Below are 12,819 nucleotides of genomic sequence, written 5' to 3' on the forward strand. Positions count from 1 at the left end.
AAAATCCTGTCTCAAACATCCGATCTGGCGGTGCCGCCACTTTTCACCGGGCCACAGCGATCCAATTCTGCAAAATGATCAACCGCCGTGGCTCTGGCTGCGCGTGGCATGTCGCGCTGCCTTATCCGGCGCGTTTGAACACACCGCTGCCGCGCGACAAAACCGTGCCATCCGCGCTGCGTATCTCAGCCTCGGCATGGACGATCTTGTACCCCGCACCTGTGACCTGACCTCTCGCGATCACCTCACCAAGGGCCGCCGGGGCAAGGTACTGTGCATTCAGTGACAACGTCACGACAGGCACAATATCCCCCTGCCCGGCCAGATGCCGCGAGGCGGCAAACCCGGCAGCAGCATCCAGCAACATCGCGTGAATACCGCCCTGAAGCGTGCCATTGCGATTGAGATGCTTTGCCTCGACGGTCAAACGCACCACCGCCCCGCCAGCAGGATCGCTCAGGTCAATGCGGTAGCCCACCAAATCCTGCGCCCCCGATCCGGTGGCTTTGTGCTCTGGCAAGGGTAACGCGTCAGCGAGTGGTAATGGCAATGAAACGCTCCAGATGATGATCGGTGTCGCCAAATCGGTGATCGGCCATGATGATGCGCTTGGCGATATGGGCAAGTTCGTAGTCCTGCGTCATCGCAATACCGCCGTGCATCTGAATGGCATCCTCGGCCACCAGACGCCCTGCCCGACCGATCAGGTTTTTTGCCGCAGATACATATCGTTCGCGTGTTTCACGCCCGGCCTCAAGATGGCCCGCGGCATTGATCACCGCTGAGCGGGCCTGCTCCATCTCGATCATCAGGTCCGCCATGCGGTGTGCGAGCGCCTGAAACGTCCCGATCAGGCGGCCAAACTGCGTGCGGGTGCCAAGGTAATCACGGGTAAGCGCACAGGCCGTTTCCATCGCGCCCAGCGTTTCGGCGCATTGGGCAACACTCGCGGTGGCGATGCGCGCCTCAATGGCCGCGAAAGCACCGCCCGGCTTGCCAAGGCGCGCGGTGTCCGGGATTATCACGTTATCAAGCATGACCTCAGCGGCGCGACCTCCGGCAAGCAGAGCGTAACCTTGAATACTCACACCCTTTGCATCTGCTGGGACAAGAAAGAGCGAAATGCCTTGTTCAGAGTCCACCGCACCACTCTCACGGGCCGAAACCACAAGCAGATCGGCAGCTTCAGCGTTGACCACGACAGCTTTGGCACCATTGAGGACGATACTGGCCCCGTCTTTCCTTGCCGTTGTCTTTACGCGGTTCAGGTCATAACGGCTTGTTGGTTCGCCATGGGCGAACGCCATTTGCAATGTCCCTGCGATCACCTGTTCAACCAGTTCCTGTTTATCGTCTTGGCCCAGATCGGCCACCAGACCCCCGGCCAGAATGCCGGTATCAAGCAAAGGCTCGACCACGCCGGCGCGGCCCAGTTCCTCAAACACCACCGCGATGTCGAAACCCCTGCCGCCAAAGCCGCCCTGATCTTGTGTGAAAAGCGCGCTGATAACGCCCAGTTCGGCCAGTTCGGCCCAGATTTCCGTGCTGAGGCCCGTATCACTTTCCAAAATCGCGTTGCGGGTTGCGGTATCGTACTTGTCGCGCAAGAACCGTCGCAAGCTGTCTTGCAGCATTTGCCGCTCATCGGTCAGCTCGAAATTCATGCGCCGCCCCCCAGAACGGTCTTGGCGATGATGCTGCGCTGAATTTCGTTTGAGCCACCATAGATCGACAGTTTACGGTTGTTGAAATACTGCGCAGCCACCGGCCCCGCGGCCAGCGGATCAGGCACGATGGCGTTTGCCCCCTCGACCGCCTCGGATGCAAAGGGCATAGCGTAAACACCCGCCGCACGCCGCGCCAGATCGTTGATCTCCTGACGGATGATCGTGCCCTTGACCTTGAGCATTGAGCTTTCTACGCCCGGTGCCTGCCCCGCTGCGGCGCGCGATACGATCCGCAGATTTGTGGTGGACATGGCCATCAGATCAATCTCGACCTGTGCGACACGTGCTGCGAAATGGGGGTTCTCGATCAACGGCTTGCCCCCCGCCATTTCGGCGCGCGCGATGCGTTTCACGGCCGCCAGCCCAGCCTGCGAGAACCCAACGCCCGCGATATTCGTGCGCTCATGGGTCAGCAGATATTTGGCATAGGTCCAGCCCTTGTTTTCCTCACCCACCAGATTTTTCACCGGCACTTTCACATCCGTAAACCAGACCTCGTTCACCTCGGCTCCGCCATCGAGCAACACAATCGGGCGCACCTCGATGCCGGCGGTATCCATGTCGATCAACAGAAATGAGATGCCTTGCTGCTGCTTCACATCTTTGTTGGTGCGCACGAGGCAAAAGATCATGTTGGCGTGCTGGCCAAGGGTCGTCCACGTCTTTTGACCGTTGACGATGTAATGATCCCCGTCCCGCACCGCGCGGGTCTTGAGCGACGCCAGATCAGACCCCGCGCCGGGTTCGGAATACCCCTGACACCACCAATCCGCACCGGACAAAATGCGCGGCAACCAATGGTCCTGCTGTGCCTTGGACCCAAATTTCTGCAACACCGGAGCCAACATCGACAAACCAAACGGCACGATGCGCGGGGCATAGGCCGCCGCCGCTTCTTCTTCAAAGATGTGCTTTTGCACCGCATCCCATTCTGCACCGCCGAAGGCGCGCGGCCAATTGGGGGCCAGCCATCCTTGCGCGTTCAGGATCGCATGCCAGCGTTCATGCCCTTCCTTGCCCAGCGCCTGACCGTTTCTGACCTTGTCGCGCAGATCGCGGGGCAGTTGTTCTGCCAGAAATGCACGAACCTCGTCCCGGAATGCGTTTTCAGCGTCAGAATACTTCAGGTCCATTGCAGCCTCCTAGTAGATTTCGAACAGACCCGCAGCCCCCATGCCGCCGCCAACACACATCGTCACCACCCCGAGCTTGGCCTCGCGCCGCTTGCCCTCGCGCAGCAAATGCCCGGTCATCCGCGCACCGGTCATGCCGAACGGATGCCCAATGGCGATGGAACCGCCGTTGACGTTGTATTTTTCGGGATCAATGCCCAGCTTGTCACGGGCGTAAAGGCACTGGGATGCAAACGCTTCGTTCAGTTCCCACAGATCAATATCATCGATTTTCAATCCATGTCGTTCCAGCAGACGTGGCACCGCAAAGATTGGCCCGATGCCCATTTCATCAGGCTCGCATCCGGCCACTGCAAACCCTTTGAAGGCCCCCATCGGCTCTAGCCCCGCCTTTTCCGCCGCGACGCTGTCCATCAATACCACCGCCGCCGCGCCATCGCTCAGCTGGCTGGCATTGCCTGCGGTAACCGATCCATCCTCGCGCACCGGGTTCAGACCTGCCAGCCCCTCAAGCGTGGTCTGCGGGCGGTTGCACTCGTCGCGATCCACCGTGACGGTACGCAGCGTGACTTCCTTGGTCTCTTTGTCCTGCACACCCATGGTGGTCTGCATGGCCACAATCTCATCATCAAATTTTCCGGCGGCCTGTGCTGCGGCGATCAATTGCTGACTGCGCAGCGCATATTCATCCTGATACGCGCGGTCCACGCCATAGCGTTCTGCAACCACATCCGCCGTTTCAATCATGCTCATGTAAATGTCTGGTTTATGCTGGTCCAACCATGCTTCCTTGACCGTTTTCGCCTGTGGCTGAACCATCGAAATGCTTTCGACCCCGCCCGCTACCATCGGCCCTGCGCCGTCCTGACAGATTGCGTTGGCGGCCATCGCCACGGTTTGCAGACCGCTTGAACAGAAACGGTTCACCGTCAAACCTGATGCCGTCACCGGCAGGCCCGCGCGCAACGCAATCTGGCGCGCGATGTTTTGGCCGGTTGCATGTTCAGGGAACCCGCAGCCGATCATCACATCCTCGATATGGCCCGGATCAACGCCCGCACGTTTCACCGCATGTTTGACCACATGACCGCCCATGGTCGCACCATGGGTCATGTTGAATGAACCCCGGAATGATTTTGCAAGACCCGTGCGGGCCGCAGAGACGATGACAGCTTGTTTCATGATGCAGCTTCCTTGTTCAGATCATCAAAGTTGCGGCCCGTGGCCACCAGTTCTTTCAACAATGGCGCGGGTTGCCAGAACCACGCGTCGTCTTTGGCATAGGCCTCAATGTCCGTCAGCAGCGCAGGCAGGCCTTGCAGGTCGGCCCATTTCAGCGGCCCGCCCCAAAAACGCGGAAAACCATAGCCGAAAAGCAAGGTCATATCGACGTCCAGTGGACGGCGCGCAATGCCCTCACCCACAACCTTTGCTGCCTCGTTGACCATCGCGGCCATGTATCGGCGCACGATCTCTGCGTCGCTAAAGGTGCGTGGTGTGATGCCAAGCGCTGCTTGTTCATCGGCAATCAGCTTCGCGATTTCAGGGTTCGGCACACCGCCACGTTTGCCTTTTTCATAGATGTAATATCCCCGACCGGTCTTTTGGCCAAAATGCCCCTGTTCGCACAGGCGGTCGATATAGGTCGGCACCCGTTCATCCGGGTGGCGGTCCGGGGCTTTGCGTTTGCGGGTGGCCCAGCCGATATCGAGCCCGGCAAGATCAGCCACGGCAAAAGGCCCCATCGCAAACCCAAAATCCGTCAGGGCCACGTCAATCTGATAGGGCGATGCGCCGTCAAGGACCATATGATCCGCCGCCGTCCGGTAGGTCGCCAGAATACGGTTGCCGATGAAACCATCGCAGACGCCCGCACGCACGCTGACCTTGGCCAACGCTTTGCCCAGCGCAAAGCCGGTGGCCACCACGTCCGGCGCGGTCTGATTAGCAACCACAACTTCAAGCAGCTTCATCACATGTGCGGGCGAGAAAAAGTGCAGCCCGATCACATCCGCAGGCCTCGATGTGCTGGCGGCGATTTCGTTCACATCAAGGTACGAGGTGTTGCTCGCCAAAATCGCACCGGGTTTGCACACTGCATCAAGTTTGCCGAACACCTGCTTTTTGACGTCCATATCCTCGAACACCGCCTCGACCACCAGATCGGCCTGCGCAAGGTCGTCATAGGCCGTGGACACCCGCAGCGCGGTGGTGGTCAGGGCATCGAATTTGCCTTGGCCGATCTTGCCGCGTTTCAATGCACCCTGCAGATTGCCCGCAATGCGGTCTTTGGCGGCGACCGCTGCGTCATCGGTCATCTCAATCAGCACAACGTCAAAGCCCGCCAAGAGCGCCGCCGTGGCGATGCCCGCACCCATTGTGCCGCCGCCAATCACGCCGATGGTGTTCAGATCACGCGGCGCGATGCCCTTGAGTTCGGGCAGATTGCTGACCGCCCGTTCGGAAAAAAATGCATGGATCATGCCCTGACGTTGATCGGTTTTCATCAGGTCCATGAACATTTTCCGCTCGGCTTTCATGCCTTGGTCAAACGGCAATTCGGCGCTGGCCTGAACGGCGCGCACAGCCTGGGCCGGGCTGATCTGACCCCGCCCTTTCTTAAGCGTTGCAGCATAGGTTGCATCCCAGTCGATCGGGGCCGGGCCGGGCATTTCGCTGATCGGGCGGCGCGGTGCGGCATCTGCCAACAATGATTGCACATAGCTCAGCCCGACGGTTTCGGGATCACCTTCTTCGATCTTGTCGATGATGCCCATCTCAAGCGCCTCTGGTGCCTGAATGTGACGCCCCGACGTGATCGCATCCAAAGCCCGTTCGACCCCGATCAGCCGCGGCAGACGTTGTGTGCCTCCTGCACCGGGCAACAGACCAAGATGGACTTCGGGCAGCCCCACCCGCGCAGTTGGCTGGGCGATGCGGTAATGCGCGGACAGGGCAATTTCCAACCCGCCGCCCAGCGATACGCCATGCATGGAGGCGACGACCAAAAGCGGTGATGCTTCGATCCTGTTGCACACATCGGGCAACCACGGTTCAAGCGGGGTCTTGCCAAATTCGGTGATGTCAGCGCCTGCGATAAACGCCCGCCCCTCGCCCACGATCAGCACAGCGCGCACGCCCTCGTCTGCTTCGGCGCGGTCCATCTGGGCCATCAGCCCCTGCCGCACCGCGTGGGACAAGGCGTTTACAGGCGGGTTCTGAATGCTCAAAACCGCGATGTCGCCCTGCCGGTGATAGGCGATCTTGTCCTGCGTCTGACTGGCCATTTTTGTCCCCCGGATACCTGCACGTTATTCGGCGACAGCATGTGCGATCCGGTGCGGAGTTAAAACCCTGCGCGCACCGTTTTAAGGGAAATTTATTGCCAGCCGCCGGGTCATATTCACGCCGCCTTAATGGCCATAGATAAAACAGCGCCCCGACACCGCATCATCGGGCAGGGCAATGTCGCGCAACGTGTCGAAATACATCTTGTCGCTTGAGACCATCAACCCGCCTTTGGCAAGCAGCGGTTCCACCAGCGGCGATATCGCACGCGCGAACGCATCGTTCTTGGCAAGGTCATGACCGCCAAGATCCGCGTGGATCAGCGATGCGGTCGGGCCAAAACGGCGCAGCGCGGCGGGCAGCGTTTCGTGTACATCGCCCAGCATCAGCCGATCATCCGGCGGGGTGCTGTCGGGGTTCGAGGCAACCGCACGTTCAAAGACGTAAATGTCACGATCGGGCATGATCTCGACCATGTGATGATAGGTGCGCCCATTGCCCAACCCCAACTCAAACACCGGGCCATCCATCTGCGCCGTCAAAGCGGCAGCGTGGTTCAGGCAGGCGCGTTGCGACACCATTCGGTTGATGAAGATATCCAGTCGGCTCATGGCATTGTTCCTGTCTTTTGCGGGTTACGCCCTACATGGGGGTGATGACGCGTGATTAATAGAGCGGTGGCCTAGACGCTGCGACATAAATCGGCTTCACTGAGATCGAACAAGAAAAGTAACCTGATCGACAGGACAAAGATGAGCCCCTTGCTGGAAGTAGATGCGTTGACGATTGGCTTTGGCAATGCGCCGCCTGTCGTCAGCAACGTCAGTTTTTCGGTATCTGCCGGGCAAACGCTTGCCCTGGTCGGCGAAAGCGGGTCCGGCAAAACGCTGACCTGCCGCAGTGTGTTGCGCATCCTGCCGGGCGTCGCGCAGGTGCGCGGTGGCAGCATCTCTTTTGCGGGCCAATCAGGATCGGTCGATCTGTTGAAGGCAACCGAAAAGGTCCTGCGCCAGATCCGCGGCGACCGTATTTCGATGATCTTTCAGGAACCGATGCGGTCGTTGTCGCCGTTGCACCGGCTTGGCAATCAGGTTGCAGAAGTGTTGCGCCTGCACCGCGACATGGGCCGGTCCGAGGCAAAGCAACGTGTGTTGCAGGAATTTGAACATGTGGGTTTTCCCGACCCTGAACGGACATGGCGCAGCTACCCGTTCGAGATGTCGGGCGGCATGCGACAGCGCGCGATGATCGCAATGGCAATGGTGGCGAAACCCGATCTGCTGATCGCTGACGAGCCGACAACAGCACTTGATGTGACCACGCAGGCGCAGGTTTTGGGGCTGATCAACACGCTTCAGGCGGATACGGGAATGGCCGTTATTCTGGTCACTCATGATCTGGGTGTGGTGGCCAATATGGCCGAGCATGTTGTCGTGATGAACAGGGGCCGGGTGATGGAAAGCGGCAGCGCAGAGGAGGTGCTGGGTGCGCCCGAACATGGCTATACCAAAAAACTGTTTGCCGCAGCACCGAAAATCCCCGAGGTGGCCACGCCTGCACGCCCGATGGCCCATGATGATGTTATTCTGGACATCAAAAACGTCACCAAGACCTATACCATGCGGGCGGGCGGATGGCGCAAACCCCAGATTATAACGGCCTGTCGAGAAGTGAGTGTGCAGGTCGCACGCGGCAAGACCCTGGCCATCGTTGGTGAAAGCGGATCGGGCAAGTCGACCTGCGCGCGGGTGGCGTTAGGGGCCGAACGCCCTGATCCGGGCGGCGAGGTCATCTTTTGCCCGTCCAAAGGGGCCAAAGGCATTCCGGTTCATGCAATGTCACCCGACCAGCGCCGCACATTTCAGCGCGAGGCGCAAATGGTCTTTCAAGACCCCTACTCTTCGCTCAGTCCGCGCATGCGGGTGCGCGACGCCCTGACAGAGCCAATGGACATTCACGCAATAGGCAGCACATCGGACCGTCGCGAAAAGGCCGCCGAAATGCTGAAATGGGTCGGTCTGGACCCCGATATGATGCGCCGCTATCCACATGCATTTTCCGGCGGGCAACGGCAACGATTGTCGATTGCGCGGGCGCTGACACTGGACCCGAAATTGCTGATCTGTGATGAGCCGACCTCGGCGCTGGACGTCTCTGTGCAGGATCAGATATTGACGCTGCTTGAGGACATCCGCGACCGTGCGTCATTGAGCTATCTCTTTATCAGCCACGATCTGGCCGTGGTCGCGCGCATCGCCGATGAGGTCGCGGTGATGCGCGGTGGGTTGATCGTTGAACAGGCCCCCCCCGATACGTTGTTTTACAATCCGCAACATCCCTACACCAAAGCCCTGATCGCGGCACAACCGGAACCCGATGTGTCGCGCCCCATCGACCTTGATCTGGTGGCAAAGGGTGCCGGCGCGCCCGACGATTGGCCTGAGATGTTCCAGTTCGACGGCACAGCCGCCCCAGCCCTGCGCGAACTTGATCCCGGCCACAGGGTGCGATGCCATGCGTAAGCTGCTGATATTTCTCCTGCTTTGGTCAACCTGCGCTGTGGCGCAACCCGCGTATCAGGAAACCACGTTCTGGGCGAGCGAGGTTCAGCGTGGCGACTTGCCCCCGATTACCGAACGCCTGCCCCTCACGCCACTGGTCGTCGATCTGGCCGCCAAGGGCCGCACATTGGGCAAGCAGGGCGGCACCCTGCGCACCCTTGTGTCGCGGTCAAAAGACGTGCGGCAGATGGTTGTCTACGGGTATGCCCGGCTGGTGGGTTATGCGCCTGATTATACGCTTTATCCCGATATCCTGCGTGATATCGAGATCGAGGAGGGCCGCAAGTTTACCATGCACCTGCGTCCGGGCCACAGGTGGTCAGATGGGGCACTCTTTACATCGGCAGACTTTGAATACTGGTGGAAAAGCGTCGCCAACAACGACGAGGTGACCCCTTCTGGCCCGCCCGATTTCATGTTCGTGGATGGCAGCCTCGGCGAAGTGACGTTTCCCGATGCCCATACGGTCGTGTTTGAATGGCCCTACCCAAACCCGAATTTCGTAGCACTTTTGGCGCAGGCCAGCCCGCCATTCATCTACCGGCCCGCGCATTATCTAAAGCAATTCCATGTTGATTTTGCGGACCCCGATGCGCTCAAGGCTGCAATGCGCGAGGCCCGGGTCAGAACATGGGCAGCGCTGCACAACAAACGCGACAACATGTACAAATATGACAATGCGGCTGAGCCAACCTTGCAACCGTGGATCAACGCCAGCGCGACCGGGTCATCGCGGCAGTTGTTTGTGCGCAATCCTTATTATCACCGTGTGGATGCGCAGGGCTTGCAATTGCCCTATATCGACGTGGTGGAAATGACGATTGTCGGCGGTGGCCTGATCGCCGCCAAGGCAAATGCAGGCGAAGTTGACCTGCAGGCGCGCGGTCTGGATTTTCCCGACATTTCGATCCTGAAGAAGGGAGAGGCTGACGGAGGCAATTACCGGACATTGCTTTGGGCCAATGGGGCCGCCAGCCAGATTGCGATCTATCCGAACCTCAATTTTGCCGATCCCGTCTGGCGCGGGGTAATGCGCGACGTGCGGTTTCGCCGCGCACTGAGCCTTGGCATTGACCGGCGGATGATCAACCGCGCCCTGTACTTTGGACTGGCCAAAGAAGGGGGCATGACCGCACTGGAAACCAGCCCGTTTTATGACCTGACCAATCTTTATGCATGGTCGGTTTACTACCCGGCCAAAGCCAATGCATTGCTGGACGAAATGGGGCTGACCGGACGCGATCCCACAGGCATCCGCCTGTTGCCCGATGGCCGCCCGATGGAATTTGTCATCGAGACGGCAGGCGAACGGCAGGAGGTAGAAAATGCGCTGGCCATTGTTGCCGATACCTGGCGCGAAATCGGCGTCAAACTTGTCATGCGCCCGCTTGACCGCAACATCCTGCGCAATCGGGTCTATGCCGGGGTCAGCATGGCCGCAATCTGGTATGGCTGGGACAACGGATTGCCTACCTCAGATACCTCCCCGAAATATCTGGCACCCACAAATCAGGAATTTTTTGCCTGGCCGAAATGGGGCCAATACTACCAGACGGCAGGCGAACTGGGCGAAGCCCCTGACGACAATCAAGCGATCCGCCTGTTGGCGATGTTGGACGGCTGGAACCACGCCAATGATGAAAAGACCCGCAATATCTTTTGGCGCGAGATGCTGCACATTCACGCCCAGCAACAATATGGCATTGGCATTCTGTCTCAAGCCCCCCAGCCGGTTGTCGTTTCAAAAGACCTGCGCAATGTCCCCGAACAGGGCACATGGGCCTTTGATCCCGGTGCACATTTTGGCATCCACCGCATCGACGAATTTTATTATGATGAACCACATCAGCAGGTAACCCAATGATGTTCGTCAAATATGCGGTCTACCGCTTTTTCACGATGCTGCTGACGTTGTGGGTGGTGTCGATCATGGTCTTTATCATCATCAACCTGCCACCCGGTGATTACCTCAGCAACCAGATCGCGGAATTGCGTGCCACGGGTCAAGCCGAAGGGGTCGCCAAGGCCGAATTTCTGCGCACGGAATATGCGCTGGACCGTCCCTTGTGGGAACAATATCTGATCTGGGTTGGCATGTCCCCGGGACCGAACGGTTTTTCGGGACTGTTGCAAGGCGACTTTGGCTGGTCCTTTGAATTTGACCGCCCCGTCGGTGACATCGTCGGCGATGCGCTTTGGCTGACGGTACTGGTCAATCTGGCGGCGGTTCTGTTTGTCTACCTGATTGCGCTGCCCTTGGGTGTTTTGGCCGCGGCCAGATCAGAAACATGGGTGGATTATACCGCTGGATTTGTCGGGTATCTTGGTCTGGCGACACCCAACTTTTTGCTGGCACTGATTTTGTTTTACTATGGCAACAAATATTTCGACTTACCCATTGGGGGCCTGATGGCCCCCGCCTTTGAGGGCGAGCCGATGTCGTGGCCCAAAGTGAAATCCATCTTGCTGCACATGATCGTGCCGACCTTTGTGATCGGGACCTCAGGGGCTGCCGCAATGATGCAACGCCTGCGCGCGAACATGCTTGATGAGCTAAGCAAACCCTACGTCGAAACCGCCATCGCCAAAGGGATGAAGCCATCGCGGATGTTGGCCAAATACCCGTTGCGCATGGCGTTCAATCCGTTTGTCGCCGACATCGGCAACCTGTTGCCCGCGATGGTGTCCGGCTCGGTTCTGGTGTCCGTGGTCTTGGGTCTGCAGACCATTGGGCCGTATTTGCTGGCCGCTCTGAAATCTCAGGATCAGTTTCTGGCAGCCTTTGTGCTGATGTTTGTGGCGCTGCTGACGCTTATCGGCACGATGATTTCGGACATGTTGCTGGTCCTGCTGGATCCGCGCATCAGATATGGCGGCCGCGGCGCATGAGCACACAACCTACCAACCGCTTTGTCGACCCTGAACCGTGGACAGATGAAACAGACATCAGTGCACCGGAACGATCCGAAATGGATGCGCCCGGCTGGCTGTTGACCTGGCGCAAATTTCGGCGGCACAAACTGGCATTGGTATCGGGCATTTTCTTGCTGATCTGCTACCTGATCTTGCCGATCGCCGGATTTGTCGCCCCCTACACCCCGAATGAGCGCAGCGCCGATTATCTTTATGCGCCACCCCAAAGCATCAACCTGTGGCACGATGGCAAGTGGGTTGGTCCCTACGTCTATCCAATCACCGCCAAGGCCGATCTGGAACAATACCGCTGGACCTATACAACCGATGAATCTCGCCCTGCGCCGCTTGAATTCTTCTGCGAAGGGCAATCTTACAATCTTTTTGGGATTATCCCGTCCGACATCCACTTTGTCTGTGCACCCAAGGGGGCGACGATATTTCTGTGGGGGTCTGACCGTCTGGGCCGCGATGTTTTCAGCCGGATTCTGTATGGTGCCCAACTGTCGCTGACCGTCGGGATCATCGGGATTACAGTGTCCTTTCTGCTGGGCATCACCTTTGGCGCAATGGCGGGATATTTCGGGGGCAAGACCGATTGGATTATCAATCGCGCGATTGAGATTTTGCGCTCTTTGCCTGAATTGCCGCTCTGGCTTGCACTGTCAGCGGCGGTGCCGTCAAACTGGGGGCCAGTGGCGGTGTTCTTTATCATCTCGATTATTCTGGGCATTCTCGACTGGCCCGGACTAGCCCGCGCCGTGCGCTCAAAATTCCTGTCATTGCGCGAAGAGGAATACGTCAAAGCCGCCGAAATGATGGGCGCAAAACCAGCGCGTGTCATCCGCAAGCACCTGTTGCCCAACTTCATGTCGCACCTTATCGCCAGCGCGACGCTGTCGATTCCGGCAATGATATTGGGGGAAACGGCGTTGTCTTTCCTGGGTCTGGGTCTGCGTGCGCCGGCGGTGTCCTGGGGTGTGATGCTGAACGATGCGCAAAACCTTGCCAGCATCGAGATTTATTGGTGGACTGCCATTCCGATGCTGCCGATCATCGTTGTCGTACTGGCGTTCAATTTCCTTGGTGACGGCCTGCGCGCCTCGCTTGACCCTTACAAGAATTAACAGCGTCACGCCTTTCTGCGACCCAGAGTATCCGGTTAATTCATGGGGGGCACGCCCCCCATGAAATCAA

Annotated in this window: 10 protein-coding genes; 4 read left to right on the plus strand and 6 right to left on the minus strand. The window is 58.7% G+C overall.

All coding sequences use genetic code 11. The features are described 5' to 3' along the window. Positions 1 to 121 precede the first annotated feature (121 nt). The 6 genes from ACEWL3_RS10510 to ACEWL3_RS10535 all read right to left on the minus strand — a co-directional run bounded on the left by ACEWL3_RS10510 (position 122) and on the right by ACEWL3_RS10535 (position 6,759). Positions 122 to 550 carry a PaaI family thioesterase gene (locus ACEWL3_RS10510; RefSeq protein WP_386183287.1) on the minus strand — a complete coding sequence of 143 codons (429 nt, stop codon included), beginning with the start codon at positions 548 to 550 and terminating at the stop codon, positions 122 to 124. Next, positions 531 to 1,664: an acyl-CoA dehydrogenase family protein gene (locus ACEWL3_RS10515; RefSeq protein ID WP_386183285.1), complete on the minus strand. Its 1,134-nt coding sequence runs from the start codon at positions 1,662 to 1,664 to the stop codon at positions 531 to 533. Before ACEWL3_RS10515 ends, ACEWL3_RS10510 begins: the two co-directional genes overlap by 20 nt. Continuing rightward, complete coding sequence (locus tag ACEWL3_RS10520; protein ID WP_386183283.1) at positions 1,661 to 2,860, minus strand: acyl-CoA dehydrogenase family protein; 1,200 nt, start codon at positions 2,858 to 2,860, stop codon at positions 1,661 to 1,663. The genes ACEWL3_RS10515 and ACEWL3_RS10520 overlap by 4 nt, the downstream gene beginning before the upstream one ends. A 9-nt stretch (positions 2,861 to 2,869) precedes the next feature. Further along, positions 2,870 to 4,042: an acetyl-CoA C-acyltransferase gene (locus ACEWL3_RS10525; protein ID WP_386183281.1), complete on the minus strand. Its 1,173-nt coding sequence runs from the start codon at positions 4,040 to 4,042 to the stop codon at positions 2,870 to 2,872. Further along, positions 4,039 to 6,147 (minus strand): 3-hydroxyacyl-CoA dehydrogenase NAD-binding domain-containing protein, encoded by a 2,109-nt coding sequence (locus tag ACEWL3_RS10530; protein WP_386183279.1) that lies wholly within the window; start codon positions 6,145 to 6,147, stop codon positions 4,039 to 4,041. The genes ACEWL3_RS10525 and ACEWL3_RS10530 overlap by 4 nt, the downstream gene beginning before the upstream one ends. Positions 6,148 to 6,273: 126 nt before the next feature. After that, positions 6,274 to 6,759 (minus strand): class I SAM-dependent methyltransferase, encoded by a 486-nt coding sequence (locus ACEWL3_RS10535; protein WP_386183277.1) that lies wholly within the window; start codon positions 6,757 to 6,759, stop codon positions 6,274 to 6,276. Positions 6,760 to 6,900: 141 nt separating this feature from the next. On the opposite strand from ACEWL3_RS10535, the gene ACEWL3_RS10540 reads away from it, so the two are divergent. The 4 genes from ACEWL3_RS10540 to ACEWL3_RS10555 are packed head-to-tail and all read left to right on the plus strand — an operon-like array spanning position 6,901 to position 12,749. Continuing rightward, entirely contained in the window at positions 6,901 to 8,670 is a 1,770-nt protein-coding gene (locus ACEWL3_RS10540; protein WP_386183275.1) for an ABC transporter ATP-binding protein, read from the plus strand. After that, positions 8,663 to 10,573, plus strand: coding sequence for an ABC transporter substrate-binding protein (locus ACEWL3_RS10545; protein WP_386183273.1), 1,911 nt, complete (start codon positions 8,663 to 8,665; stop codon positions 10,571 to 10,573). Before ACEWL3_RS10540 ends, ACEWL3_RS10545 begins: the two co-directional genes overlap by 8 nt. Further along, the gene (locus tag ACEWL3_RS10550; protein WP_386183271.1) at positions 10,570 to 11,598 is read left to right on the plus strand and encodes an ABC transporter permease; all 1,029 of its coding nucleotides are present in this window, start codon (positions 10,570 to 10,572) and stop codon (positions 11,596 to 11,598) included. The genes ACEWL3_RS10545 and ACEWL3_RS10550 overlap by 4 nt, the downstream gene beginning before the upstream one ends. After that, positions 11,595 to 12,749: an ABC transporter permease gene (locus ACEWL3_RS10555; protein ID WP_386183269.1), complete on the plus strand. Its 1,155-nt coding sequence runs from the start codon at positions 11,595 to 11,597 to the stop codon at positions 12,747 to 12,749. The genes ACEWL3_RS10550 and ACEWL3_RS10555 overlap by 4 nt, the downstream gene beginning before the upstream one ends. Positions 12,750 to 12,819: the final 70 nt, after the last annotated feature.

Source organism: Sulfitobacter sediminivivens (assembly GCF_042611115.2).
Lineage (GTDB): Bacteria > Pseudomonadota > Alphaproteobacteria > Rhodobacterales > Rhodobacteraceae > Sulfitobacter > Sulfitobacter sediminivivens.

What these genes read in the sequence shown, in the direction of transcription:
- ACEWL3_RS10515 (WP_386183285.1), bottom strand. Translation starts at nt 1,664, where the DNA reads ATGAATTTCGAGCTGACCGATGAGCGGCAAATGCTGCAAGACAGCTTG.
- ACEWL3_RS10520 (WP_386183283.1), bottom strand. Translation starts at nt 2,860, where the DNA reads ATGGACCTGAAGTATTCTGACGCTGAAAACGCATTCCGGGACGAGGTT.
- ACEWL3_RS10525 (WP_386183281.1), bottom strand. Translation starts at nt 4,042, where the DNA reads ATGAAACAAGCTGTCATCGTCTCTGCGGCCCGCACGGGTCTTGCAAAA.
- ACEWL3_RS10530 (WP_386183279.1), bottom strand. Translation starts at nt 6,147, where the DNA reads ATGGCCAGTCAGACGCAGGACAAGATCGCCTATCACCGGCAGGGCGAC.
- ACEWL3_RS10535 (WP_386183277.1), bottom strand. Translation starts at nt 6,759, where the DNA reads ATGAGCCGACTGGATATCTTCATCAACCGAATGGTGTCGCAACGCGCC.
- ACEWL3_RS10540 (WP_386183275.1), top strand. Translation starts at nt 6,901, where the DNA reads ATGAGCCCCTTGCTGGAAGTAGATGCGTTGACGATTGGCTTTGGCAAT.
- ACEWL3_RS10545 (WP_386183273.1), top strand. Translation starts at nt 8,663, where the DNA reads ATGCGTAAGCTGCTGATATTTCTCCTGCTTTGGTCAACCTGCGCTGTG.
- ACEWL3_RS10550 (WP_386183271.1), top strand. Translation starts at nt 10,570, where the DNA reads ATGATGTTCGTCAAATATGCGGTCTACCGCTTTTTCACGATGCTGCTG.
- ACEWL3_RS10555 (WP_386183269.1), top strand. Translation starts at nt 11,595, where the DNA reads ATGAGCACACAACCTACCAACCGCTTTGTCGACCCTGAACCGTGGACA.